This window comes from Brevibacterium renqingii, from assembly GCF_017808095.1.
In the GTDB taxonomy this organism is placed as follows: Bacteria; Actinomycetota; Actinomycetes; order Actinomycetales; family Brevibacteriaceae; genus Brevibacterium; species Brevibacterium renqingii.
In genome coordinates this window covers 675,476-698,506 of the sequence record NZ_JADBHG010000001.1, presented here as the reverse complement: position 1 = coordinate 698,506, position 23,031 = coordinate 675,476, and the positions used below count along the sequence as shown (strand labels likewise).

The window sequence follows — 23,031 nt, the reverse complement described above, 5'->3', positions numbered from 1 at the left end:
ATGACCGGAGACGCGATGCAGCCTACGCGCGACCCGCGTGCGACCCTGCCCGATCTCATCGAGGTGCTCCTCAACAAAGGGGTGCATCTCAATCTCGACCTCATCATCTCGGTCGCGGACATCCCGCTCATCGGAGTCAACCTGCGCGCGACGATCGCAGGCATCGAGACGATGCTCGAATACGGGATGATGCGTCAGTGGGACAGCGACACCCGCGAATGGGTGCAGAGAGCGGTCCGCACGCATCTGCCGATCGCCGACGACGAGGAGATCCTCGCGAAGATGGCCGGCGGGCACTATCAGGACAACTTCTACCGGACCTGGCGACCCGGCAGCGCTTATCTCACCTCGAAGCGTCTGATCATTCACCGGCGCGACCCGGCGGAGACTCTCTGGCAGGCGCGCCTGAACTCGATCGCCTCCGTCTCCGCCCTGCGCGAGTCCTCCATCGGAGGTGAAGAGCGCACTCGCATCCTCGTCCGACTCCAGGACGACAGCGAAGCGATCCTCTCGGCCCTCGAGCCCGACCGCCTCATCTCCCTGGTGCAGGCCCAGCTCGACCGTGCCGACGATACGGCGTCCTCGACTCCGGAGGCGAAGACGAGAGCGGACCGGCCCCTGCGTGAGGGCAGGATGTGGTTCCTCGAAACCATGGCGAGCGGAAGCACCTGGCGCGGCGGACAGGCGGCGCTGTCGAACACGGAGCTGACCTGGAGGTCCCCGATGGACGGGCGAGCCCGGGTGCGTATCTCGCCCGAGCAGCTGCAGGACATGCGCCGGGAGGAGCACAGCAACCCCACCGATGAGCCGCGGGTCCTCATCCTCGACACTGCGGACTCGACCATCACCCTGGCCGCGGACGACGCCGCCGCCTGGTCGACGGCACTCGAGGACTGGCAGACCGCGGCACTCGAGGACCGACAGTCGCCGGCGCTCGAGGCGACCACGCCGCCTGGCCGAAACCACGATGAACGTGCCGAAGAAGGAGCAGCATCATGGCGCTGAATGTCAATGAGGAGAGCCTCAAGCACGGGGTGCTCACCCTCGTCGTCACCCTCGTCGAGGTGATCCAGGAGGCCCTCGAGACCCAGGCCGTCAGGCGGATGGAAGGCGGGGACCTCACCGAGGACGAACAGAACCGCCTCGGCGAGGCTCTCCTCGAACTCGATGAAGCGATGGACCAGATCAAGGATCAGCACGGAATCACCGGGTCCGTCGAGGACCTGCACAACGGCCTCGACGACGTCGTCGATGAGGTCGTCGACAAGCTCATCAATCCGGCCAGATGGGCCGAGGAGAACGGAAAGGGCGTCGAATGAGCGAAGCGACGGAGATGCTCTACGTCTATGCCATCGTCCCCGGCGGCGACTACACCCCCGCCGTGACCGGCATCGACGGTTCCGAACTCCAGATCATCGGCCGAGAGGCGGGACCGAAGGCTGTGGTCCACCGGCACACCGCAGGCCCCTTCGACGGCCCCGACGAGGACGTGCGCAGGTGGGTGCTCGAACACAGCGAGGTCATCGATGACGCCTGGCAGTCCGCAGCGGCCATCCTCCCGGTCTCATTCAACGTCATCGTCCGCTCGGACCCCGACTCCGAGGCGACGGCGGCCGAACAGCTCCAGCACTGGCTCGACGACTCCGCCGACACACTCGGGAAGCGGCTGGAGGAGCTGCGCGACACGTCCGAGCTGCGCGTCGAAATCTCCCTGGACCGGGGCCTCCTCGAGGAGGTCGACGCAGAGGTCGGCGGGATGAAGGCGGAGATGGAGGGCCGTCCTGCAGGAGTGCGCAGACTGCTCGAGAAGCGCCTGGAGAAGACCGAGAAGGAGCTCGTCGACCGAGCCGCCGATGGCATCTATCCGGAGGTCAGGGCCAGGATCGCCTCCCACTGCCTCGACATCGAGGAGTATCGCTCGCCAAGCCGAGAACCCGGACTGACGCCGGTGCTCATGGCCTCCTGCCTGGTGCGGAGCACGGAGGTCACTGCGCTGGGAGCCGAGCTCACGGCGCTGCAGAAGGAGCAGCCCGCTCTGTCCATCCGCTTCCTCGGTCCCTGGCCGCCGTACTCCTTCGCCGACGTCTCCGTCAGCGACGACCGGGCATCGGCCACGCAGAACACAGACGCCTCAAGCACGGACGCATCGGAAACAGGCGCATCGACCACGAACCCACACGGGGAGAGAACATGAGAGTCGCAGTCATCGGAGCCACCGGGAACGTCGGCACGGCGATCCTCGAGGTCCTCGGCCGGACGCCCGAAGTCACCTCGGTGCTGGGGATCTCGAGAAGGATGCCCGACACCGAGGTCCAACCCTATGCCGGATGCGAATGGAGATCGATCGACGTCGCCGCCGCGAGCAGCGAGGCCACGGCCTGCCGCGAGCTCACGGAGGCGCTGACCGGGGCCGACGCCGTCATCCATCTGGCCTGGCTGATCCAGCCCAACAGCGACCGGGATCTGCTCCGGCGCGTCAACGTCGACGGCACCGCTCGTGTGACCGCGGCCGTGGCGGCGGCGGGCGTTCCGCATCTCGTCGTGGCCTCGTCGGTCGGCGCCTACTCTCCCGACGACAGCCTGGACAAGCGCGACGAGGAGTGGCCGACCGAGGGGATCCGCTCCTCCCACTACAGCGTGGACAAGGCCGCTCAGGAACGCGTGCTCGACAGCTTCTGCGCCGATCACCCCGAGGTCACGGTGACCCGGCTGCGCCCGGCGCTCATCTTCGGCGCCCCCGCAGCCTCGGAGATCCAACGCTACTTCCTGGGGACCTGGATGCCCGTGCAGCTGCTGCGAGCAGGCCGACTGCCGTTCCTGCCGCTGCCGGCGGGACTGCGCGGCGTCCAGGCCGTCCATTCCACGGACGTCGCACGCGCCTATGTGGCAGCCGTCGTCCACCGCCGTCCGGGAGCCTTCAACATCTGCGCCGATGATGTGCTCTATCCGAAGGATCTGGCCGAACTGCTCGACCACGGCAGACATATCCCGGTTCCCGACGGGGCAGTGCGGGCGGCTCTGGGCGTGGGACACAGCAGCTCCTTGGTTGCAGCCGATGAAGGCTGGCTCGACATGGGCCTGAACGTGCCGCTGATGGACAACGCACGAGCCCGTCACGAACTCGGCTGGGAGCCGGAATACAGCGCCATGGACGCCGCGCGCGAACTGCTCAAAGGCATGGCCGACGGCGAGGGCACCGCCTCCGTCCCGCTGCGTCCCCGCGATCCCGAGCAGCCGCGGCTGCGCACGAAGGACGGCAAGCACGAGCGGTCGGGAGCCGATCAGGAGCCCAGCGAGGTCGACATGGACCTCCTGGGCCTCTACCTCAGCGACCATTTCACCGGGGCCACCGCCGGGGCGGAGAGGATCGAACGGATGGCAGCCGACTTCGTCGATACGCCCGTCTTCGCAGCCCTGTCCGAACTCGCTGCGGAGATCCGCGGTGAGCACCTGTACGTCCAGTACCTCATCGACGAACTCGGACTCCGGCGACGCCCGCTCGCCGAGGCGGTGTCATGGGCGGGGGAGCGGGTCGGCAGACTCAAGAGCAACGGCTCGCTGCTCAAACGCTCGCCCATGACCCTGGTGCTCGAAGCGGAGCTGATGCGCAGCGCGGTCGTCGGCAAACTGGGGATGTGGCAGACGCTTGCGGACAATGCCGAGGCGCTCGGCCTGGAAACCGATCAGTTCAGTGAGCTGGCGCAGAAAGCAGAGCACCAGCGCGGTGTGCTCGACTCAGTGCACGAATACGCCCGGCGCCGAGCCTTCCGCACCGACAGCGATGTCTACGCCCACGACTCCGACAGCAGCCCGGTGAGAGACGAGCGGTGACGGCATGCGCCTGCAGCCGGCGGTGACGAGACACACTCAAAGCCAGCGGTGACGGCTCCAGGCAGGGACCGACAGCCTCTCAGCGCTCGGCGGCGGGCACGGGCTGGAGAACGACATCGGTGACGATCGGCACCTCGCGTCTGATCCGTGCTTCGATGTCCGCAAGGCACTCGAAGAGCGGTCCACTCGTCTCGCTTCCGGTGGTCTCGGCCCGACTCAGGCTGAGACGTGCGGTGACCACGAGCTGTTCGGGCCCCATGTGGAGAGTCTTGAGTTCGACCACCTGTGCCGTTGCGCTGTGCTCGATCGCCTCCGTGATCCGCCTGCGGTTGTCCGCTGTGGCTGATTCGCCCACGAGAAGGGACGTCGTCTCGACCGCGAGGAAGACGGCCACGGTGATGAGCAGCAGGCCGATCAGCGCGGTCCCCAGAGCGTCCCAGATCCCGTTGCCGGTGAGCAGAGTGGCGATGATCGCGGCGAGGGCGAAGGACAGTCCCGTGATCGCGGCCGTGTCCTCGAGGAGGACGACCGGCAGCTCCGGCGTCTTAGTTCCACGCAAGAAGGACAGCCAGCCACGGGAACGGACCCGGTTCGACTGCCGCACCGCGGTGCGCAGCGACAGCGACTCGGACACGATGGCACCGAGGAGGATGACGATCGGTGCCCACCACCATCGGTCGTCGAGAGGTTCGGGTTCGCGCCATTTCTCATACGCTTCGTAGAGGGCGAAGAGTCCACCGAGGCTGAAGAGCATGACCGAGACGAGGAACGAATAGATGTAGCGTTCCTGACCGTACCCGAACGGATGGCGGACATCAGCGGGCCTGCGCGCCCGCTTGCCGCCGATGAGCAGGAGAACCTGATTGCCCGAATCCGCAAGGGAGTGGACGGCTTCGGCCAGCATCGAGGAGGCCCCGGTGAGCAGGAACCCCGCGAATTTGAGCACGGCGATGGTGACGTTCGCAGCCAGCGCTGCCAACACCGCCCGTGTGCTTCCTTCCGCCACGGCAGGATCATCCCCTTTGGTCGAATTCGGTGTCCAGGCGCTGCCGGGAGCGCATCCCTTCCGAAGAGGGTGTCAGGGCATCAGCCCTCGACTCGTGCCCAGGCTCGATGCTCGCTCAGTCCGTCCTGCAGCTGCGAGAGTGCGGTCTCGACGTCGTCCGTGCAGTAGACTCCCGGGTCTTCGGGCTGGATGCCGTATTTCTCCAGCATGGTGCAGGAGCCGCCGCTGGCGGCGATGAACTTGAGATGACGCCAGGCCTCCGTGACGAGCAGGTCGACCTCCATCGTCAGGTCAGCACCGTCGGTGAAGTAGAAGGCATCGAGTTCGCTCGAGGACGCCGTCGTATATGTGCGTTCGATCGCGATGCTCCGCTCACCGGCGGTGATGCGTCCGCCCACCGGAGCGATGGTGATAGGGACCATTCCCGCCTCGGCGATGGTGTCGTAGGCGCGGAGCACCTGTTCCGGGTCGGTCTCGCTGCCGGTGACGATGCCGATCTTGCGGCCGTCGACCGGCCAGCGCTTCCCCACCTGAGACAGGGCCGGGCTGGGGCGGACGTCGCTGCGCGGCGCCGTCTCGGCCTCAGGGGGCTCGAGGCCCAGCCCCGCGGCGACCATACGAGCCAGCTCCGAGTCCACACGGGCGAGCACCGCGACCTCACGCGCTCGGATCGTCTCCTCGTAGCACTTGCCGAGCTCGAAGATGAACGCGTCGGCGAGGTGATCCTGCTCGACCGGGGTCAGGCTCAGCCAGAACATGCGAGGCTGCGAGTAGTGGTCATCGAAGGACTCCGGCGAACGGCGCTCCTTCTTCGCTGCGGGCACTTCCTGGGCGACCTCGACGAAGGTGTGCTCATCGGCCTTGTCGGCGGGGAAGGGGTTGCCGCCGTCGAGCGAATTCGGACGGTACGGCGCGGCACCGCGGTGGTCGGCCGTCTGGTGCATCCCATCGCGGAACATGTCGTTGACCGGGCAGCGCGGCCGGTTGATCGGGATCTGCGAGAAGTTCGGCCCGCCGAGGCGGGTGAGCTGTGTGTCCAGATAGGAGAACAGCCGGCCCTGGAGCAGCGGATCGTCGGTGATGTCGATGCCCGGAACGAGGTGCCCGGGGTGGAAGGCCACCTGCTCGGTCTCGTCGAAGAAGTTGCTGGGATTGCGGTTGAGTGTGAGCATCCCCAGCGGCTGCACGGGAGCGAGCTCCTCGGGCACGATCTTCGTCGAGTCGAGCAGGTCGATGCCTTCGAACGTCTCGCCCGGATCGTCCGGGAACACCTGGACGCCGAGCTCCCACTGCGGGCACGCGCCCGCTTCGATCGCATCGGCGAGGTCCCGGCGATGGAAATCCGGATCGACGCCGTTGACCATCTGGGCCTCTTCCCAGATGAGCGAATGGACACCGGTCTTCGGCTTCCAGTGGAACTTCACCAGCGAGGTCTCTCCGGCGGAGTTCTCGACTCGGAAGGTGTGGATGCCGAAGCCCTCCATCATCCGGTAGGAGCGGGGGATCCCGCGGTCGGACATCTGCCACATCGTGTGATGGGTCGCCTCGGTGTGCAGGGATACGAAGTCCCAGAACGTGTCATGCGCGCTCTGAGCCTGGGGGATCTCGCGGTCGGGGTGGGGCTTGGCCGCATGGACGATGTCGGGGAACTTGATCGCATCCTGGATGAAGAACACCGGGATGTTGTTGCCGACGAGGTCGAAGACTCCGTCCTCGGTGTAGAACTTCGTGGCGAAGCCCCGGGTGTCACGCACGGCATCGGCTGATCCCCGTGATCCGACCACCGGGGAGAACCGGGTGAATACGTCGGTTTCGACATCGGGGGCGAGGAAGGCCGCCTTCGTGATGTTCGAGGCTGTGCCGTAGGAGACGAACGTGCCGTGAGCCGCTGAGCCGCGAGCATGGACGACACGCTCGGGGATGCGCTCATGGTCGAAGTGGGTGATCTTCTCCCGCAGATGGTGGTCCTGCAGCAGGGTCGGCCCGCGGGAGCCTGCCTTGAGCGAATGGTCCGTGTCGTAGAGCCGGGCGCCCTGAGCAGTGGTCAGCCAGCTGCCCTGCTGCGCCTGGTCCGCCTGGCTGTCACGACTGGGCGCCCCCGTCGGCGTGGTCGGCTTCGGCCCGCTCTGATCGGGCTTCGGCGGCAGAGGCTCTCGGGGTGCTGTGGGCTCCTCGAAGTCCGGAGTGCGGGAACCGGGCTTTCCGGGAACGATCGGTCGATCTTCTGAACTCACGATTTCTCCTCACTTCTGACAGGAACGCGGAACCGTCCCTGTGGTGGCATGTTCTGACGGTAGAGGCGCTTCCCGAACGGCCGGCACCCCTTGTGTCGGAGCGGGAGGCGAACTATCATTTCGCGCTCGGATCGAGGACGACCTTGATGCAGCCGTCCAACTTCTGCTGAAACATCGCATAGGCCTCGGGCGCAGAATCGAGGGGGAGCCGGTGGGTGACGAGATCATCGACGCCCAGCGGATCCTCGGGGCTCTCGACCAAGGGCAGGAGGTCGTCGGTCCAACTGAGCACATTGCACTGGCCCATCCGCAGTTGGATCTGCTTGTCGAAGAGGGTGAGCAGCGGCATCGGCGACAGAGCTCCGCCGTAGACCCCGCTGAGGGAGAGCGTTCCGCCCCGACGGACGAGATCGATCGCCGCGTGCAGGACCGCAGTCCTGTCGATTCCGCTGGTCTCCATGATCTTCCGCGCCGCGGGAGGCGGCAGCAGACCGGCCGCCTGCTGAGCCGCCGAGGCCAATGGAGAGCCATGTGCTTCCATTCCGACGGCGTCGACCACCGCGTCCGGTCCGCGACCGGAGGTGGCGTCGCGAATCGCCGCGTGCGCGTCCTCGTCGAAGTCGAAGACCTCGACGCCGTGGCGAGCGGCCATGTCACGACGCTCGGGGACCGGGTCGAGGGCGAAGACCTTCGCGCCGAGGTGTCTGCCGATGCGGGCAGCGAACTGCCCGACCGGACCCAGGCCGTAGACGCCCAGCGAATCACCTTCCCCGATCCCGGCGTACTTCACCGCTTGCCACGCTGTGGGAAGGATGTCGCTGAGGAAGAGGTAGCGGTGATCGGGCAGTTCCGTGCCGACCCTGAGCGGACCGACATCGGCGTACGGGACGCGGAGGTACTCTGCCTGCCCGCCGGGAACAGAGCCGTAGAGCCGGGAGTAGCCGAACAGCTGCGCACCGGAACCGTACTGTCTCACCTGCGTTGTCTCACACTGGGTCTGCAGCCCCTGTTCGCACATCCAACAGTGACCGCAGGAGATGGGGAACGGCACGACCACCCGGTCATCGACGGACAGACCCGATTCGGGGCCGGCCTCGACGACCCGCCCCATCGCCTCATGTCCGATGATGTCCCCACGGTCCATGAAGGGCCCCAGCACCTCGTAGAGGTGGAGGTCGGAGCCGCAGATGGCGGTCGATGTGACTTCGATGATCGCATCATTGGCCTTGTGCCGGATCGGATCGTCGACCGTCTCCACCGAGATGTCTCTCTTGCCTTGCCAGGTGACTGCGCGCATTGCCTTCTCTCCTTCTCGATCGACAGTGAGACGCCGGCGGGAGCCATCCGCCGACCCTCTTCCTCGTCGGTCGTGTCTGAGTAGACAGCGTGGCAAAGTGCACTGCCGGTGTCAGCGTCCGCACGAGACTCATACTTCATCGCCGCTGAGTCGACGGGCAGTTGTCCGAGCCGGCGATTCGGCACGGATACAGCCCCGCCCGGGACCCGGACGGCAACATTGTCTGAGGCACGCATCGGGTGCGCCCACCCCCTGGACACTCGCCGGGAGCAGTCAGCATGATGAGTGTCCCGCGGCCGGTGAGACGGCGGTTCGGCCCTCGCCGCTGCGGCGCAGGAAGTGTCGACCGACACTGAAACCGACACGAGGAGACGATGGAAATGACCACGGCACGTGAACTGATGACCCCGGGCGCGAAGTGCGTCGGTGAGAACGAGACTCTCGAACAGGCTGCACAGCAAATGCGCGAGGAAGGTTTCGGATCCCTGCCGATCTGCGGAGAGGACAATCGGCTCAAAGGCATGATCACCGATCGCGACATCGTCGTGAAGTGCATCGCCGAGGGCGGAGACCCGAAGACCGCGAAGGCCGGCGACCTGGCTCAGGGCAAGCCGGTGACCATCGGTGCCGATGACAATGTCGGTGAGGCTCTGCAGACGATGAAGGACCACCAGGTCCGCCGTCTTCCCGTCATCGACGGCCACGAGCTCGTGGGCATGCTGGCCCAGGCCGATGTCGCTCGCAGCGAGTGGGACAACCGCATCGGCGACCTGGTGGAGAAGATGTCCGAGTGAGACCGGGTCGAGCAGCCGAAAGCCGCGACGAGAGGAGACATTGTGTCCGAAGCGACGACGACACGTGACCATGACGAGATCAGGAAGTGGGTCGAAGCCCGAAACGGAGTGCCTGCCTCGGTGAAGGGAACCGAGGCCGAGGACGACGGAGCGGGCGTCCTCCGCTTCGACTTCCCCGGCGGTGCCGGAGAGGACGAACTCACTCACATCGAATGGGACGAGTGGTTCGAGAAGTTCGATGAGAAGGGTCTGTCCCTGCTCTACCAGGACACCACCGCTGACGGCGAGCAGAGCACGTTCTTCAAACTCGTCAACGACTGAACGAACTCGTCAATGGCTGCAGCAGAGGAGAGGCGGTAACGATCATGGCAGCGAAACTGCTCAGACGCGGCGGTGCGGGAGCCGGAAAAGGCATCGCGGCGACGACTGCGATGAGTGCGGTCCTCGCCGCTGCGGAAGTGAGCGGCTTCGTCGATCGGCAGCCGCCGCGCATCATCATCGAGAAGATCCTGCCGGACCTGTCCGACTCGTCTGTGAACTTCACCGCGAGCCTTGCCCATGTCGCCTACGGGACGTCTGCGGGAGTCGCCTATTCGACCCTCGTCCCCCTGCGATGGCAGAATCGCGCCACCGGCGTCGCCTTCGGTGCGGCGATCTGGGCGCTCGGCTACGAGGGGTGGTTGCCTGCGCTGGGCATTCTGCCGCCGGCGCATCGCGACAGGCCCGGGCGGGCCGTCGCGGTTCTCGCGGCCCACCTCGTCTACGGGTGGAGGCTCGGCTCGGGCAACCGGGAGAGTTGCCAGAGGGAGAGCTGACTGTCCGGCTCCGGATCGCAGGTCCGGTCGCTGCCTCATCGGCGGCGACCGGACCTTTCCATGCTCGAACCAGCTCATTGCGGTTCGGACCGGTTCACTCCTGTTCGAGCGGGACGTTTCCGAGAAGCTCTCGCACATCGGTCTCCGTTGTCGGAGCCGCCTCCGGCGGGTCATGGAGAAAAGCCGTGACCAGACGCGGGTCGATATAGGAGTTCCGTGCCACTGCCGGAGTGTCCGTCAGGAAAGCCGCGGTGGCCTTGACCGCCTCTCGCAGCTGCGTCTGCCGCGCTGTCGGCGACGATTCCCGTGCTTCGGACCACGGCAGCTCCTGAGCGGCGACGACCGTGGCCCTCCAGGTGCGCAGATCCTTCGCGCTGAAGTCCTCCCCGGCCACGTCTCTGATGTAGTCGTTGACGGCAGGTGCGGACAGTTGCTGCCAGTCGTCGAATCGTCGACCGGCCGCAGCCTGCCCCGTCGCATAGGCGAGCAGCGGGGCGTCGGAGCTGCGCTTGAGCATGGGGGAGAGAACGCGGGCGAGGTCGGAGTCGTCGACGACGAGGTCCCACTGCTTCCCGCCCTTGCCCACGAAGCACAGGTGCAGCTCGGCGCCCGTGACGCGGGCATGACGGACCTCCAGAGTCGTGATTCCGTAAGTCCCGTTCTCCCGCGCGTATTCCCTGTTGCCGATCCGCAGACCGGCGATGTCGATGAGGCGGAACGCCGCGGCCAGAGCCTTCCCGGCACCGTTGCGTCGGGCGCGCAGATCGAGCGTCACGCGGCGTCGGGAGCTGGGCAGCGTCCACGCCAGGGCAAGGGCCCGCTCGAATTTCTCGGCCCGGCGTTCGCTCGTCCAATCGGGGTGATAGATGTACTGGCGGCGGCCGGCTGCGTCGACCCCGGTGGCCTGGATGTGCCCCCGTTCGTCGGGGCTGATCCAGACCTCCTTCCAGGCCGGAGGGATGACCAGGGAGCGGATCCTGTCGAGTTCGGCTCGTGAGGTGACCTTGCTGCCGTCGCTCCGCGTGAAGAAGAAGCCCCTGCCGGCGCCCTTCCTGCGGATCCCCTCGCCGCTGGGGTCGACGCGCACGATATGTGTCATGGTCTCAGCGTGGCGAAGCAGAGTCTGTCGCGAAAGGGGATTGACAGAGTCCTGAGACATCGTCAGAGAGCCCGGAGACGGCGTCTGCGCAGCGGAGCAGAAGGAAGCGGAGCAGAAGCATGAGTCTCGACTTTCCGTGGTCGGGGGACTTGTGCTCGCGCTACCGTGAGAATCCGTTGTGATGCCGAGGAGCAATCCGTCGTGGGATCGAAGAGCGGAGGACAGATGACGACATCTCGTGAGTTCAGCGGCGTGAGCCGCAGGTGCCTCGCCGTTGTCGTGGCCGTCGCTCTCCTGCTGCTCTCCGGCTGCGTCACCTCCGAAGGAGGGGCCCTCGGCGAGCTGAAGAGGGCAACCGAGCACGCCCAATATGCGGTCGCGACCGTCGAGGACTCCTTCGGCCAGTTCCGTCGTGACAGGACTCTGAGCACTGTGGCCGATACGACTGCCCAGGACATGCTCAGCGAGCTCGAGAAAGCGCAGAAACAGGTCTTCGAGCTCAAGGTCGACACCGCGGCCGAGGACCGGCAGAGAACAGCGGTGCTCAAGGAGATCGCCGGTGCCGCGAGAGCGATCACGGGCGCCGAAGACTGGATCGACGACAAGAGCTCGCACTCGGCCGACGAGGTGGAACGGACACTCCGGGACAGCCGTGACCGTCTGGCCTCCCGAATGGATTCGCTGGAACCGCCGCAATGAAGAAGATCGTCGGAGTTCTGCTGGGACTGCTCACCGCGATCGGCGGGTTCGTCGATATCGGCGACCTCGTCGTCGAGGCCGAGGTCGGCTCTCGCTTCGGTCTGTCCCTGGTCTGGGTGGTGGTCCTCGGACTGATCGGGGTCTGCGTCTTCACGCAGATGTCGGGACGGGTCAGCGCTGTCAGCAAACGGGCCACCTTCGACATCATCCGCGAACGGCTCGGACCTCGCATGGGCATCGCGAACCTCGGCGCCTCCTTCTTCATCAATCTGCTCACTCTCACGGCAGAAGTCGGCGGCATCGCCCTGGCTCTGCAGCTGGCCAGCAGTGTGAACTATCTGCTCTGGGTGCCTGTGGCCGCTGTGGCGGTGTGGCTGATCATCTGGCGGGTGAAGTTCTCGAAGATGGAGAAGATCGTCCCTCTCTTCGGACTCGCGCTCGTCGGATTCGCCGTGGCCGTCTTCCTCCTCGGGCCCGACTGGAACGATCTGATGACGCAGGTCACGAAGCCGAGTGTGCCCGGGGACGAGCACATGTCGACGTATTGGTACTTCGCGATCTCCCTCTTCGGGTCGGCGATGACCCCCTACCAGGTGTTCTTCTACTCTTCGAGTGCGATCGAAGAGAAGTGGTCGGTGAAGAAGATCGCGGATTCGCGGATGAATATCCTCATCGGCTATCCCATCGGCGGGCTGATCGCGCTGTCGATCGCAGTCTGTGCGACCATCGTGCTCTTCCCCCAGGGCATCGCCGTCAGCTCGCTGACGCAGACGGTGCTGCCCGTCGCCGAGGCAGGAGGCAAGCTGCTGCTGGCCTTCGTCATCCTCGGAATGGTCGCCGCCACCACGGGCGCCGCGTTGGAGACGACTCTGTCGACCGGCTATACGATCGCGCAGTTCTTCGGCTGGACCTGGGGCAAGACTCGCAAGCCCGCCGAGGCTGCGAGATTCCACGTGACCATCATCGTCTGCCTCGTTCTCGGCGTGGCGGTGCTCGCGACCGGAGTCGATCCCGTTCAGGTCACGGAGATCTCCGTGGTCTTCTCCGCCATCGCCCTGCCGTTGACGTATCTGCCGATCCTCATCGTCGCCAACGATCCCGAATACATGGGCGAGCACGTCAACGGCCGGGTCACCAACGCGGTCGCACTGGTCTATCTCGGGCTGGTGCTGCTGGCCTCCCTCGCCGCCATCCCTCTGATGATCATCACAGGAGCAGGTTCATGAATGACGACGACCGCAGAGACTCCGACGAGCGGAGTGCCGACGATGACGAGCGCACGATGGATGTGAGACTCCATCTCCTGGACCGTCAGATGCGTGACGTCAACGACCGCACGATCGGGGTCGTCGACGACGTCGAGCTCAGTGAAGTCCCCTTCGGGGAGCCTCTGGACCCAGACGCGCAGGCACCGGAGATCACCGACCTGCTGACCGGGCCGGTGCTGGCCACTCGGATCTTCGGCGGACGCCCGCCCAAGAGCCGCTGGCACCGCATCTCCTGGGACGATGTCGCGAACATCGACGTGGCCGTCGAGCTCGGCATCGACGGCGAAGAGCTCAGCGTGATGTGGATCGAACAGTGGATGCGCGATCATATCATCGCCCGAATCCCCGGAGGCCGTCATGATCCTCAGTGACCTGCTCGATTCACGCGTGTGCGACTCCGCGGGAGAGCCCCTCGGCTGGGTGCTCGACGTGCGGTTCACCAGCAGCGAGGAAAGGGACCGGATGAGTCTCGATTCGCTCATCGTCGGTCCCCATCGGAGGACGCCCTTCCTCGGCTACGAGCGCACGGGAATGGATCGTCCGAAGCTCTTCGCGTTCGTATTCCGACGGATGCACGCGGGTTCGCTCGTCATCCCCTGGCAGGAAGTCGAACGCATCGACGCGAACAGTGTCCGGCTGCGGGAGGACTTCGCTTCGGAGCCGCTGGTCACTGTGAAGGGGGCGAAGCGCCGGTGAGCAGCGGTGCGACGGTTCAGTCGAGGGAACTCTGGTGCTTGCGTCCTACGTGCTTGGGCAGCGACTGCAGCTGAGCACCGATGACCGGATCACTGTCGATGTACTTGCTCGCGATCGGACATGAGACGGTGATCGGGATCCGCCGGTTGAGGGAGTCTTCGAGGGCCAGGCGCAGGAGCTCGCGACAGTGCCGTTCCGAATCGAGGGGCTCGATGGCTTCACAGTAGACGAACATGATCTCGTCCGGAGTGATCGTGTAGTGCAGTGAGGCGACGAGCTGGCCGGGAAGGTAGAGGTCGAACTTCGATGCTTCACTGTTGTTGAGCAGCGTGTACACAATGATCCCCTTGATGTCAGGAAGGAGGCCATCTGCTTGACCGTCTTCGAGTCTAGCCCACTGCTGCTCGGAGAAACAAGTGATTCGTTCCTGGGAGGACGGGTCACTTGGTCGACGGATCAGTCGGTGATCGTTCCGGGCAGCGAGCCGGTCCGGACGAACTCCTCGGCGATCTCGCGCAGCTTCCTGTTCGTGTTCGAACTCACCTTCGTCAGCAGCAGGAACGCATCGTGCTCGTTGATCTTGTGCCGCTCCATGAGTATGCCTTTGGCCTGACCGATGAGGTCCCGTGAGGCCACTGCTTCGTAGAGCTGTCCCTGCTTCTGGGCGTTGGCCAGGGCCAGGGAGGCGTGGGCGGCGACCCCCGTCCCGATGTTCTCGGCCTCCTGGTCGAAGGCGTCAGCGCTCGTCGAGTACAGATTGAGGGCGCCGAGGCTGTCGACCTCGACGAAGAGCTGGAATGCGAGCATGCTGCGTACGCCTTCGGCGAGTGCACTCGAGGCGAATCTCGGCCAGGGAGTCGAGGCCGAGAGAGATCGGGGACCCGGACGATGCGCTGCTCACGAATGGAATCGAAGCAGGGTCCCTCCTGCAGCTCGGACTGCAGGGCGTCCAAGCGCTCGGGAATCAGGTGAGAGGGGGCGCGGGACCGGATGCAGCCCTGCCGGCTGACGATGGAGAGGGACGCGTAGTCGGCTCCCGGGATGACTCGCAGGGCCTCGTCGACCATGGCCCCGAGGATGAGGTCATCGGGCTCGAGCATGAGTGAGCGTGCCCATTCGCCGATCTCCGCAGTCAGCTGGTGCCTGTCCGAGTCGGGATTCGGGATCGCGATCTCCTCGTCGAGTCCTTCGCGGTCGTCACGAGTCGATTCTGCTGAGATGTCATTCATCAGAGTTGCCACTCCCATCGTGTCTCAAGTGCCGGCTCTGTGATCTGTTCCTTCAATATTCGTCTGCGCGGGGATCATCGTCAACGGACTCCGTACCCGGGCTCTGATCGTTCCTCGCCTTGCTCGGGCCGTCGCTGCGGTCGAGTGCATCGCTGCTGTAGGGTGCGCGCGGCGGTTCGGGTCGGGCGTCGATGAGCTCGTTGATCGCCTGGGCGAGGATGTCGTGCTGCAGGGGTGAGATCGTATAGGACGAGTTGATGTAGGCGTCGAGCTCATACTCGCCCACACTTCCGCCGAGGCTGAAATAGCGCAACCAGATGTCCTTGACAGGCATGCGCCAGTATCTGACGGCACTAGCCAGCTGCTGTCGGAGGTCGTCATCGGGACCCCGGTCTTCGGGTTCGCCGAAAGCAGGGTTGTCGGGAGACGTTCCTGTCATCTCACTCAGTCACCTCCTCGCTGCGTCGAGGCGACGATGCCCTGGGCGCAGGCCAGCAGGCTCTGCCGTCCCTCACGGGCGAGACCGATGAGCCGTGTCATGGCGGTGTCGGCATCGAGGGCGTGCTCGGCCATGAGCACTCCTTTGGCCATATTGATCGTGTCCCGGCTGGTCAGAGCCGACTGCAGGGAGTCGCTCAGCCGCGCGGGCAGATCGGTCGACTGCACGTGGGCGAGCAGCGCCGAGGCCGGACCTTCGAAGAGGCCGAGCAGACGGACCGTCTCGTCACCGAAGGCACCGGCGGACGCCGAGTAGACCTTGATCGCGCCGATGGCCTCCTCACCGTGGATGAGGGGGACGCTGAGCACAGACCTGATCGGCAGATGGGAGACCGCCTTCGACCATCGCGGCCACCGGTCGTCGCTCTCGGCATCGTCGATGAGCATGGGTTTCTGCTCCGCCCAGGCGCTCAGGCACGGCCCCTCACCCGTCGTGTACTGCTGCTCATCGGCTTCAGCGACGACTGCGTCGGTGCTGCCCGTGCTCACGGGACGACCGACGGGGTCGAGGACCGTCGTACCCGCTCCGAGCGCACGCGGTATCGCGGCCTGGGCCGCCTCCGAGAGGAGGACGACCGCGTTGTCGACGGTCCTTTCGTCGAGGAGCATGGAGTTCATCCGTGCGAACAACGTCGACAGCTCGTCCAGCGGTAGGTCGACCATTGCACTCGCCTCCCCTCCGCCACGTCCTCCCGGCGGAACAGAATCGTCTCAGCGCAGGGTCGTCTTCAGCTCTTCGATGCGCGCGGTCAGTGCGGCGATGTCGAGCTCGTGACTCTTCTCGCGCATCTCCCGAGTCTGCTCGGGGCAGAGGATTCCGGAGCTGAAGAGTCGGGAGACCGGTGTGTCGGGGCGGTCGTATTCGCGCCGGCGCTCTCCGGCGGGTGTGAGACGCCATCCCACGGGGTTCTTCACGGGCATGAAGAAGTTGAGACGGTCGCCCAGTGCCGCCCACAGCTCGTTGACCCTGTCGATCGCGGCGCCGAGGTCGCTCGGCGTGCGCAGAGGGAGGTCGAGATCGCTGAACGTCCAGTCGGGCACACGCGAGCCCTGCCTGAGGTCGCTCATGCTGTGGAACTCGATGAGGTTCTCACTCGCCCACGTCTCGAGGTCGCCGGCGGGCAGCGGCGGAGCCAACAGGATTCCGGTGACGATATAGGGGACTGCGCGCACCATGTCAGTGAGCATGTCGACGACGGGCATGCCCGGGGTGAAGGTCTTCGTGTGCACCCACCCGATCTCGACATCGGTGAATGTCACGGTGACGCAGTTTTCACCGGTCGGTGTCGTGACCATGAGCAGTTCGACGATGAAGTACCCGGGTTCGGGTTCGAGCAGCGAGCGCATGCGCTGCCGCGGCAGTGATGCACGCATCCCCGTTCCGGTGCCGGTCAGCCATGATTCATCGTGGTCTCCCGCCTTGGCGGAGCGCAGGTACCGATCTATCGTGGCCGCTGAGATGTCGAGGAGCTCGTCGCGCACGGAGGACGAGTATCCGCGCCGTCCTTCTTTGAGGTGGCCGTGCCGTTCCAGCGAATCGATGCAGTCGGACATCGCGGCCTCGAGGTACTTGCCGCAGGGGCGGCCGGAGCACTTCCAGACGAGTTCGAGAGCCCGTCGGGCGGGCGGGGAGAACTTCTTCGGCTTGAGGCGGCGACGATCGACGACCGCGTCGAGGGCGACTCCGGCCTTGATCTGGTGGATCTGGCTGCGGAGCTGGTGGCGCGCATGATCGCGCGTCCAGCCGGTCGCCGCGGTGAGTGTGTCGAGGATCGTGCCCTTGTCCTTGCGGGACGACGTCTCATACGACCTGGCGTAGCTGCGCGCCAGCTGAATGGGAGTAGCCATGGTGTCATCCTCCGATTGCTTGCAGTTCAGGGAGCCGGTACGGGCGCCTGTGATGCCATTGACGCTAATGAGGGTGATTCGGACCTGAAAGGGCCTTTACAAAGTCGATCGCTTCGTCTAGTGGTGCGTCCGAGCCGAGGCGCTCATGCGAGGTATTCGCTCACCTCGCATCGCCTCTCGGTCAGAGTCGTTGGAGATTCGAGGTGCACGGCGCCGCTGGGGATGAGGCCGGCTCCGCCGTAGCGGGACATTACGCGCCGCTGGCAGTAGACGTCCTCTCCCACATGGTCGACGGGGAGCTGGTCCCAAAAGCCGAATCCGCCCGAATCGAGGAGTTTGGCCCTGTCGAAGAGCACACAGCCGCCGACCCAGTCGACGTGGTAGAGACGAGGGTCGGCGATGCTGAAGCCCTTCTCGACTGCGATATGGGACAGGTTGGCGGCGTTGTGCAGCTTCCATCTGCCGGACTCCCCGCTGCTGCGCGGAGTCTCCGGACGCACCCGTTCCTCCCACTCCTCGAAACCTGTCCATTCCTCCGGACGGCGGTCATCGAGGAAGGACAGTCCCTGGACGGCGGCTCCGATGAACCCGCATCCGGCGGAGGTCAGCGCAGAATCCATGCGGGCCAATGTCCCGGGCTCGAGCCAGACGTCGTCATCGAGGCACAGGAGGTGCTCGGCGCTGCTGAGCATCACCAGGTGATGACGCTGCTGGGCCATGCCGCGCCTGGGCAGGTTGCGGTCGACGTCGACGTGTCGTCCCTGCGCGTGCAGGAGGTCGATCATGGCGCGCACGCCCCTTTCGTCGGCCACCGGCTGCTGAGACTGATCGCTGATGACGACGTCGAAGCTCGCATCGAGCTGCGCCGCGAGTCCTGACAGGGTGACGGCGAGTTCCGTGGGGCGGTCGCAGGTGGGGATGAGCACATCGATCCGTGCCGCCGACCTCCGCTCATCCTGCACCCGCCCCCATTCATCGCAGCGGCGAGCCTGCGCGTTCATCGCCTCGCTGCCGGCACCGGGACCTCGAGGGAGAGTGACCGTCATGAGGGCTCCCCGGTCCTCAGAGGGTCCGGCCCCCTCGTGCTTGAGACGTCGACGAGTGGGATGCCTCCGGTCTGGGGCAGGGCGATCTGCGGGCCGGTCCCACTCGAGTCGAAGGCGATGACGTCCGGGCGCAGCGACTCGATGACCTCGGAGGCGGAGAACGCGTACTCGGCGACGAGATCGACGCTCGGATGGGCATTGAGCAGCTGCATCCTCGAGCGCAGCGCCGCACCGTCCTCCCCGGCGTCCCGATCGACCGCGACGACGAGATAGTCGCCGAGGCGGCGCGCCGAGGTGAGGAACGTCCGATCCTCGCTGCTGAGCGGATCGAAATGACCGAGGGCCAGCACCGTGCGGCGAGGGCCGCCCACGAGCTGCAGCAGGTCGTCGCCGGTGCACAGGGAGGTGCCCTCCCCGCGGATGGCCACATCGGCGGCCATCTGCGCGAACTCGGCGGCCAGGGCCAGTCGCAGACCGGCGACCAGCGCCATGGTCAGGCCCGCCACGAAGGTGTCCCCGGCCCCGCTGGCCTGGCGTTCGGGCACCGGATGCGCCGTGGTCAGGTGCGCGTCATCGGTGCCGTCGACGGACACGGAGCCGTCCCGGTCGAGGGTGATCACCGCGGCCTCGGCGTTCGTTGCCTCGCGCACCGCCGGGGCGAAGCGCTGGGCGAGCTCCACCCGGCGGGGATCATCGCGGAACGACGCATCGACGAGGCGTTCGGCCTCGTCAGCATTGGGCGTGACGACGTCCGGACGCAACAGCTTCCACTGCTCGGGTTCGTGCGCATCGACGACGGTGAGGGCAGGACGCGCTTCGCGGGCCAGCCGCTCCGGCAGCTGCGCGGAGTGGATGGCCCCGCCGTAGTCGGCGATGACGAGCGCCGCGCTTCCGTCGAGGGCATGGCGAGCCCGCGAGCACAGCTCCTCCAGCCAGGGTTCGCTCACGCCCTCGGCGCTGTCTTTGTCATCGAGGCAGTCGAGTCGGAGGAGGATGTGATCGTCGACGACGATGCGGGTCTTCTTCGTCGTCGCGACCTGCTCGGAGGTGAGGACTCCGCTGACATCGACATCGGCATCGACGAGGAGGTCCTTGACGGTCCTGCCGGACTCGTCGTCACCGATGACGCCGACCATTCTGACACGGGCGCCCAGCGCGGCGAGATTCATCGCCGTGTTCGCCGCCCCGCCCGGGGAGAGGACCTCGCTGCCCTGTTCGACGACGGCGACGGGAGCCTCGCGGGCCAGACGCGAGGAGCGTCCGTGGAGCCAGCAGTCGAGCATGATGTCGCCGATGACGGTGACCGTCGGCGCGGCGGAGACGATGGCCTGGACCTCCTCGCGGCCGAGTGCCGGCGGACCCGGAGCCGCCGAATCCGTCCGTGCCGGTTCGGGCGCTCGACTGCCGTCCGGAGTGATCAGGGGCTGTTCGTTTCTCATCGTCGCTGCCCTCCTGCCGGAGCGATGTGGACGACCGAGGTCGTGGACATCTCGTCGAGGAGTTCGGGACCGAAGCCGAAGCCGGAGCCGCTCTCCCCGCGCGGTTCGGCCGAGCCGCCTGGTGCGCCGCCGAACACCTCGTTGATCTTCACCGTTCCCACGCGCAGACGATCGACGGCGTCGAGTGTGTGCCCCATATCGGAGGTGAGGACGGTCGCTGCGAGTCCGAAGGAGCCCGAGCGCGCGAGGCCGAGCGCCTCCTCGAAGTCCTCGGCGATGCACACCGGGGCCACCGGTCCGAACACCTCCTGGTCGATCACGGGCATGCCCGGTCGGCATCCGAGGAGGACCGTCGCCGGGTAGTGGGCACCCGGCCCGTCCGGGACCTGTCCGCCGGTGAGAGCTTGAGCTCCCGCGTTGACGGATTCGCTGACGAGGGAGTGGACGGTGCGGCGATGGTTGCGGTCGACGAGGGGCTGCGGGGCATGTTCGCCGTTGACCCGTTCGGCTTCTGCGACGAGGGCCGAGACGAAGTCCTCGGAGATGTCGCGATGGACGAAGATCCGCTCCACGGACGTGCAGATCTGCCCGGCGTTGGCGAAGGACCCCAGTGCCGCCTGCTGGGCCGCCCACTGCGGGTCGACCCCGGAGTCGACGATGAGCGGATCGTTGCCTCCGTTCTCCCGGATGACATGTGCCCCATGGGCTGCGCCGCGCAGGTGGATGTCGAGGCCGGCGCTGCTCGAACCGACATGGGCGCAGAGGGAGACCTCCTCGTTTCCGACGAGGACGCGGCCGACACTCTGGCCGCCGCTGACGGTGCTCATCACGCCGTCCGGGAGCACCTCCTCGCAGATCTGCCCGAGCCGCAGGCCGAGGTGGGGACACCGTTCGCTCGGCTTGTGGACCACAGTGTTCCCGCTGATCAGCGCCGCTGAGATGAGCCCCATCGCGATCGCCACAGGGTCGTTCCACGGGGTGATGATCGCGGCCACGCCGTGGGCCCGGTGCCGCGTGTAGTCCGCCGCGAGGCGGTCGCCGCGCAGACTGTGGCCGCGGTGGACCGGGCCGAGCTCGGCGTACTGGCGGATGGTGCCGATCGCCGCCGCGATGCCGCCGTGGGAGTCCTCGAGGGTCTTGCCCGTCTCCTGCCGGTTGAGCTCGGCCAGTTCGTCCGCGGCCTCGGCGAGACCGTCGGCGATGAGGCAGAGCAGTCGGGCGCGCTCCTCGGCGCCGAGGGCCTCCCAGTCCGCCTGCGCTTCGGCCGCTGCCGCGACCGCTGCTTCGACGGCGCTGGGCGTATCGCAGTCGACCTCGCCGACAGTCGACCCGTCGGCGGGGTTCTGTATAGTGATCGTCGAGACGATGTCGGTGTCGATGGTCGTCACGTCAGGCATGAGATCCTCCTAGCGCTGTGTGAGTGGTGCGAATGGAATGTGATGGAAACGGAGTGGCGGCGATGGTCGAGGATGTGTTTCCGAATGTCGAGCGGATCGCGGTCGTCCGCGGCGGGGGACTCGGCGATCTGATGTTCGCCTACCCGGCGCTCACGGCTCTGCAGGCCGCCTATCCGCAGGCCGCGATCACCCTCATCGGCAGCGAGCTCCACCGCCGTCTGCTGGAGGGTCGATCGGGTCCGATCTCCGAGGTCTGCGTGGCCGAGCCGCTGCTCGACGGATCCGAGGAGCAGGAGAGGTTCTTCGCGCGGATGCGCGCACGCGGCTTCGACCTCGCCGTGCAGCTGCACGGCGGGGGCAAGAACTCGAACCCCTTCCTCCTGCGACTCGGCGCGGAGCACACCATCGGAACGAAGACTCCCGATGCGCCCGACCTCGAGCGCGCACTGCCGTACGTGTACTACCAGCATGAGATGCTGCGGGCGCTCGAAGTCGTCGGTCTGGCCGGGGCGAGCACTGCTCGGGTCGAACCCGTCATCTCCGTCGAGGCGGCGGAGACCGCTGCCGCCGAGCGGATCATCGGGACGGGACCGCAGCCTCTCCTCGTCGTCCACCCTGGCGCCACCGATCCCCGCCGGCGCTGGCCGGTCGAGCATTTCGCCCAGCTGACCGTCGTCGCCGTGGAGGACGGCTGGCGCGTCGCACTCGTCGGTGCGGACGAGGACGTCGCGGACGCCCAGGCCATCGTCGATGCCGCACGCGCCCGGCTCGCCCCCGAATTCGGCGACAGGGTGGACTCGCATGCCGGTCGCCTCAGCCTCGCCGAACTGCTCGGGGCTTTCACCTGCGCCGAGGTCGTCGTCGGCAACGACAGCGGTCCCCGGCATCTGGCGGCGGCCGCCGGAGCCAAGACCGTGGGCATCTACTGGGTGGGCAACGCGCTCAACGCCGCCCCGCTGAGCCGCCGCCGGCACCGGGTCCTCATGTCCTGGGTGACCCGGTGCCCGGTCTGCGGGGTCGATGTGACCCAGGTCGGCTGGACGGCCGAACGCTGCACGCATGATCCCTCCCTTGTCGCCGAGGTGGTCCCGGAGAGCGTGTACGACGAGATCCGCGCGCTCGCCGCAGGACACTGAGGACGAGATCACGGCCATGAGTCCTCACCCTCGTGGGCGACGAGGACTTCGCGGATCTCGACCCGCGGCGGCTGGGTGAGTGCGAAGACGACGGTGCGGGCGACATCGCGGGGATCGTTGAGACGGCTCCGGTCACCGGGCGCGAAGCGTTCGTCCCGCCCCTCGAAGAAGTTCGTGTTCATTCCGCCGGGGATGAGGTTCGTGACCCCGACCCGGCCGACCATCTCCGCGGCCAGAGCCTGGCTGAAGCCGCGGACGCCGAACTTCGAGGCGGCATAGGCGGTCGCTCCGCCCGCTCCGCGCAGCCCCAGCGTCGAGCACACCGTGACCACGCGGCCGCGGTTGGCCTCGAGGTGGGGCAGCAGGGCGCGGACCGTCGACACGGTTCCGAGCAGATTGACGCCGATGACCTTCTCCCACTGGTCCGGGTCGACTTCGTCGAGGTCACCGGGAATGTCGATCCCGGCGGCCGTGACGACCCCGTCGATCCCGCCGCCGGCTTCGGCCACCTCGGCGACGGCGCTCTCCACCGACTGTCGGTCGGTGACGTCGACGCTCACGCTGCGGTGGCTGCCTGCGACGGGGGCGAGGTCGAAGACGATCGGCTCGCCTCCCGCCTCGGCGATGGCCTCGGTGCAGGCGGCTCCCAGCCCGGAGCCGCCTCCGGTGACGACGATCCTGCTGTTCTCGAGATTCATG

General features: G+C 66.6%; 26 protein-coding genes. 13 read left to right on the top strand and 13 right to left on the bottom strand.

Annotation, left to right across the window (positions count from 1 at the left end):
- The 4 genes from IIE29_RS03125 to IIE29_RS03110 are packed head-to-tail and all read left to right on the top strand — an operon-like array spanning window position 1 to window position 3,831.
- Window positions 1-1,005: a gas vesicle protein gene (locus IIE29_RS03125; RefSeq protein WP_209323705.1), complete on the top strand. Its 1,005-nt coding sequence runs from the start codon at window positions 1-3 to the stop codon at window positions 1,003-1,005.
- Window positions 996-1,319 (top strand): gas vesicle protein K, encoded by a 324-nt coding sequence (locus tag IIE29_RS03120; RefSeq protein ID WP_209323704.1) that lies wholly within the window; start codon window positions 996-998, stop codon window positions 1,317-1,319. The genes IIE29_RS03125 and IIE29_RS03120 overlap by 10 nt, the downstream gene beginning before the upstream one ends.
- Window positions 1,316-2,194, top strand: a complete 879-nt coding sequence (locus IIE29_RS03115; RefSeq protein ID WP_209323703.1) for a GvpL/GvpF family gas vesicle protein — start codon at window positions 1,316-1,318, stop codon at window positions 2,192-2,194. Before IIE29_RS03120 ends, IIE29_RS03115 begins: the two co-directional genes overlap by 4 nt.
- A complete protein-coding gene (locus IIE29_RS03110; RefSeq protein WP_209323702.1) occupies window positions 2,191-3,831 on the top strand; it encodes an NAD-dependent epimerase/dehydratase family protein in 1,641 nt (546 codons plus the stop codon). The genes IIE29_RS03115 and IIE29_RS03110 overlap by 4 nt, the downstream gene beginning before the upstream one ends.
- 79 nt (window positions 3,832-3,910) lie before the next feature.
- On the opposite strand, the gene IIE29_RS03105 is transcribed toward IIE29_RS03110, so the two are convergent.
- From IIE29_RS03105 to IIE29_RS03095, 3 genes are all read right to left on the bottom strand, one after another.
- Entirely contained in the window at window positions 3,911-4,837 is a 927-nt protein-coding gene (locus IIE29_RS03105; RefSeq protein WP_209323701.1) for a cation diffusion facilitator family transporter, read from the bottom strand.
- An 80-nt stretch (window positions 4,838-4,917) separates the two neighbouring features.
- Window positions 4,918-7,071: a catalase gene (locus tag IIE29_RS03100; RefSeq protein WP_209323700.1), complete on the bottom strand. Its 2,154-nt coding sequence runs from the start codon at window positions 7,069-7,071 to the stop codon at window positions 4,918-4,920.
- Window positions 7,072-7,186: 115 nt separating this feature from the next.
- Window positions 7,187-8,368, bottom strand: a complete 1,182-nt coding sequence (locus tag IIE29_RS03095) for a zinc-dependent alcohol dehydrogenase (protein WP_209323699.1) — start codon at window positions 8,366-8,368, stop codon at window positions 7,187-7,189.
- A 380-nt stretch (window positions 8,369-8,748) separates the two neighbouring features.
- Between IIE29_RS03095 and IIE29_RS03090 the strand changes: the two genes are divergently transcribed.
- From IIE29_RS03090 to IIE29_RS03080, 3 genes are read left to right on the top strand one after another with little or no spacing between them, the layout of a single operon-like run.
- A complete protein-coding gene (locus IIE29_RS03090) occupies window positions 8,749-9,162 on the top strand; it encodes a CBS domain-containing protein (protein WP_209323698.1) in 414 nt (137 codons plus the stop codon).
- 42 nt (window positions 9,163-9,204) lie between these two features.
- Complete coding sequence (locus IIE29_RS03085; protein ID WP_209323697.1) at window positions 9,205-9,483, top strand: hypothetical protein; 279 nt, start codon at window positions 9,205-9,207, stop codon at window positions 9,481-9,483.
- Between the two features lie 44 nt (window positions 9,484-9,527).
- On the top strand, window positions 9,528-9,977 hold the full coding sequence (locus IIE29_RS03080) for a hypothetical protein (RefSeq protein WP_209323696.1): 450 nt from the start codon (window positions 9,528-9,530) through the stop codon (window positions 9,975-9,977).
- A gap of 94 nt (window positions 9,978-10,071) precedes the next feature.
- Here the strand turns inward: IIE29_RS03080 and IIE29_RS03075 are convergent, their stop codons facing one another.
- Entirely contained in the window at window positions 10,072-11,076 is a 1,005-nt protein-coding gene (locus IIE29_RS03075; RefSeq protein WP_209323695.1) for a DNA topoisomerase IB, read from the bottom strand.
- Window positions 11,077-11,301: 225 nt separating this feature from the next.
- Here IIE29_RS03075 and IIE29_RS03070 point away from each other — a divergent pair, with 225 nt between their 5' ends.
- The 4 genes from IIE29_RS03070 to IIE29_RS03055 are packed head-to-tail and all read left to right on the top strand — an operon-like array spanning window position 11,302 to window position 13,739.
- Window positions 11,302-11,775, top strand: coding sequence for a hypothetical protein (locus IIE29_RS03070; RefSeq protein ID WP_209323694.1), 474 nt, complete (start codon window positions 11,302-11,304; stop codon window positions 11,773-11,775).
- Window positions 11,772-13,001, top strand: a complete 1,230-nt coding sequence (locus tag IIE29_RS03065; protein WP_209323693.1) for an NRAMP family divalent metal transporter — start codon at window positions 11,772-11,774, stop codon at window positions 12,999-13,001. Before IIE29_RS03070 ends, IIE29_RS03065 begins: the two co-directional genes overlap by 4 nt.
- The gene (locus IIE29_RS03060; protein ID WP_209323692.1) at window positions 12,998-13,414 is read left to right on the top strand and encodes a hypothetical protein; all 417 of its coding nucleotides are present in this window, start codon (window positions 12,998-13,000) and stop codon (window positions 13,412-13,414) included. The genes IIE29_RS03065 and IIE29_RS03060 overlap by 4 nt, the downstream gene beginning before the upstream one ends.
- On the top strand, window positions 13,401-13,739 hold the full coding sequence (locus IIE29_RS03055; RefSeq protein WP_209323691.1) for a PRC-barrel domain containing protein: 339 nt from the start codon (window positions 13,401-13,403) through the stop codon (window positions 13,737-13,739). The genes IIE29_RS03060 and IIE29_RS03055 overlap by 14 nt, the downstream gene beginning before the upstream one ends.
- 16 nt (window positions 13,740-13,755) lie before the next feature.
- Here the strand turns inward: IIE29_RS03055 and IIE29_RS03050 are convergent, their stop codons facing one another.
- On the bottom strand, window positions 13,756-14,076 hold the full coding sequence (locus IIE29_RS03050; protein WP_209323690.1) for a hypothetical protein: 321 nt from the start codon (window positions 14,074-14,076) through the stop codon (window positions 13,756-13,758).
- Between the two features lie 119 nt (window positions 14,077-14,195).
- Window positions 14,196-14,546: a GAF and ANTAR domain-containing protein gene (locus IIE29_RS16765; RefSeq protein WP_246475657.1), complete on the bottom strand. Its 351-nt coding sequence runs from the start codon at window positions 14,544-14,546 to the stop codon at window positions 14,196-14,198.
- A gap of 20 nt (window positions 14,547-14,566) precedes the next feature.
- On the opposite strand from IIE29_RS16765, the gene IIE29_RS16760 reads away from it, so the two are divergent.
- On the top strand, window positions 14,567-14,845 hold the full coding sequence (locus IIE29_RS16760; protein ID WP_246475656.1) for a hypothetical protein: 279 nt from the start codon (window positions 14,567-14,569) through the stop codon (window positions 14,843-14,845).
- Window positions 14,846-15,020: 175 nt separating this feature from the next.
- Here IIE29_RS16760 and IIE29_RS03040 read toward each other — a convergent pair whose 3' ends face one another.
- From IIE29_RS03040 to IIE29_RS03015, 6 genes are all read right to left on the bottom strand, one after another.
- Window positions 15,021-15,407, bottom strand: coding sequence for a hypothetical protein (locus tag IIE29_RS03040; RefSeq protein WP_209323689.1), 387 nt, complete (start codon window positions 15,405-15,407; stop codon window positions 15,021-15,023).
- A gap of 5 nt (window positions 15,408-15,412) precedes the next feature.
- Entirely contained in the window at window positions 15,413-16,129 is a 717-nt protein-coding gene (locus tag IIE29_RS03035) for a GAF and ANTAR domain-containing protein (RefSeq protein WP_209323688.1), read from the bottom strand.
- Between the two features lie 48 nt (window positions 16,130-16,177).
- On the bottom strand, window positions 16,178-17,314 hold the full coding sequence (locus IIE29_RS03030) for a hypothetical protein (protein WP_209323687.1): 1,137 nt from the start codon (window positions 17,312-17,314) through the stop codon (window positions 16,178-16,180).
- Between the two features lie 143 nt (window positions 17,315-17,457).
- Window positions 17,458-18,360 carry a glycosyltransferase family 2 protein gene (locus IIE29_RS03025; protein ID WP_246475655.1) on the bottom strand — a complete coding sequence of 301 codons (903 nt, stop codon included), beginning with the start codon at window positions 18,358-18,360 and terminating at the stop codon, window positions 17,458-17,460.
- On the bottom strand, window positions 18,357-19,799 hold the full coding sequence (locus tag IIE29_RS03020) for a PfkB family carbohydrate kinase (RefSeq protein ID WP_209323686.1): 1,443 nt from the start codon (window positions 19,797-19,799) through the stop codon (window positions 18,357-18,359). The genes IIE29_RS03025 and IIE29_RS03020 overlap by 4 nt, the downstream gene beginning before the upstream one ends.
- On the bottom strand, window positions 19,796-21,196 hold the full coding sequence (locus tag IIE29_RS03015; protein ID WP_209323685.1) for an aldehyde dehydrogenase family protein: 1,401 nt from the start codon (window positions 21,194-21,196) through the stop codon (window positions 19,796-19,798). The genes IIE29_RS03020 and IIE29_RS03015 overlap by 4 nt, the downstream gene beginning before the upstream one ends.
- A gap of 62 nt (window positions 21,197-21,258) precedes the next feature.
- On the opposite strand from IIE29_RS03015, the gene IIE29_RS03010 reads away from it, so the two are divergent.
- Window positions 21,259-22,332: a glycosyltransferase family 9 protein gene (locus tag IIE29_RS03010; RefSeq protein ID WP_209323684.1), complete on the top strand. Its 1,074-nt coding sequence runs from the start codon at window positions 21,259-21,261 to the stop codon at window positions 22,330-22,332.
- An 8-nt stretch (window positions 22,333-22,340) separates the two neighbouring features.
- Here the strand turns inward: IIE29_RS03010 and IIE29_RS03005 are convergent, their stop codons facing one another.
- Window positions 22,341-23,030: an SDR family oxidoreductase gene (locus IIE29_RS03005; protein ID WP_209323683.1), complete on the bottom strand. Its 690-nt coding sequence runs from the start codon at window positions 23,028-23,030 to the stop codon at window positions 22,341-22,343.
- Window position 23,031: the final 1 nt, after the last annotated feature.

What these genes read in the sequence shown, in the direction of transcription:
- IIE29_RS03110 (WP_209323702.1), top strand. Translation starts at nt 2,191, where the DNA reads ATGAGAGTCGCAGTCATCGGAGCCACCGGGAACGTCGGCACGGCGATC.
- IIE29_RS03125 (WP_209323705.1), top strand. Translation starts at nt 1, where the DNA reads ATGACCGGAGACGCGATGCAGCCTACGCGCGACCCGCGTGCGACCCTG.
- IIE29_RS03080 (WP_209323696.1), top strand. Translation starts at nt 9,528, where the DNA reads ATGGCAGCGAAACTGCTCAGACGCGGCGGTGCGGGAGCCGGAAAAGGC.
- IIE29_RS16765 (WP_246475657.1), bottom strand. Translation starts at nt 14,546, where the DNA reads ATGCTCGCATTCCAGCTCTTCGTCGAGGTCGACAGCCTCGGCGCCCTC.
- IIE29_RS03020 (WP_209323686.1), bottom strand. Translation starts at nt 19,799, where the DNA reads ATGAGAAACGAACAGCCCCTGATCACTCCGGACGGCAGTCGAGCGCCC.
- IIE29_RS03005 (WP_209323683.1), bottom strand. Translation starts at nt 23,030, where the DNA reads ATGAATCTCGAGAACAGCAGGATCGTCGTCACCGGAGGCGGCTCCGGG.
- IIE29_RS03120 (WP_209323704.1), top strand. Translation starts at nt 996, where the DNA reads ATGGCGCTGAATGTCAATGAGGAGAGCCTCAAGCACGGGGTGCTCACC.
- IIE29_RS03055 (WP_209323691.1), top strand. Translation starts at nt 13,401, where the DNA reads ATGATCCTCAGTGACCTGCTCGATTCACGCGTGTGCGACTCCGCGGGA.
- IIE29_RS03040 (WP_209323689.1), bottom strand. Translation starts at nt 15,407, where the DNA reads ATGACAGGAACGTCTCCCGACAACCCTGCTTTCGGCGAACCCGAAGAC.
- IIE29_RS03095 (WP_209323699.1), bottom strand. Translation starts at nt 8,368, where the DNA reads ATGCGCGCAGTCACCTGGCAAGGCAAGAGAGACATCTCGGTGGAGACG.
- IIE29_RS03090 (WP_209323698.1), top strand. Translation starts at nt 8,749, where the DNA reads ATGACCACGGCACGTGAACTGATGACCCCGGGCGCGAAGTGCGTCGGT.
- IIE29_RS03065 (WP_209323693.1), top strand. Translation starts at nt 11,772, where the DNA reads ATGAAGAAGATCGTCGGAGTTCTGCTGGGACTGCTCACCGCGATCGGC.
- IIE29_RS03010 (WP_209323684.1), top strand. Translation starts at nt 21,259, where the DNA reads ATGGTCGAGGATGTGTTTCCGAATGTCGAGCGGATCGCGGTCGTCCGC.
- IIE29_RS03060 (WP_209323692.1), top strand. Translation starts at nt 12,998, where the DNA reads ATGAATGACGACGACCGCAGAGACTCCGACGAGCGGAGTGCCGACGAT.
- IIE29_RS03030 (WP_209323687.1), bottom strand. Translation starts at nt 17,314, where the DNA reads ATGGCTACTCCCATTCAGCTGGCGCGCAGCTACGCCAGGTCGTATGAG.
- IIE29_RS03075 (WP_209323695.1), bottom strand. Translation starts at nt 11,076, where the DNA reads ATGACACATATCGTGCGCGTCGACCCCAGCGGCGAGGGGATCCGCAGG.
- IIE29_RS03115 (WP_209323703.1), top strand. Translation starts at nt 1,316, where the DNA reads ATGAGCGAAGCGACGGAGATGCTCTACGTCTATGCCATCGTCCCCGGC.
- IIE29_RS03070 (WP_209323694.1), top strand. Translation starts at nt 11,302, where the DNA reads ATGACGACATCTCGTGAGTTCAGCGGCGTGAGCCGCAGGTGCCTCGCC.
- IIE29_RS03025 (WP_246475655.1), bottom strand. Translation starts at nt 18,360, where the DNA reads ATGACGGTCACTCTCCCTCGAGGTCCCGGTGCCGGCAGCGAGGCGATG.
- IIE29_RS03015 (WP_209323685.1), bottom strand. Translation starts at nt 21,196, where the DNA reads ATGCCTGACGTGACGACCATCGACACCGACATCGTCTCGACGATCACT.
- IIE29_RS03035 (WP_209323688.1), bottom strand. Translation starts at nt 16,129, where the DNA reads ATGGTCGACCTACCGCTGGACGAGCTGTCGACGTTGTTCGCACGGATG.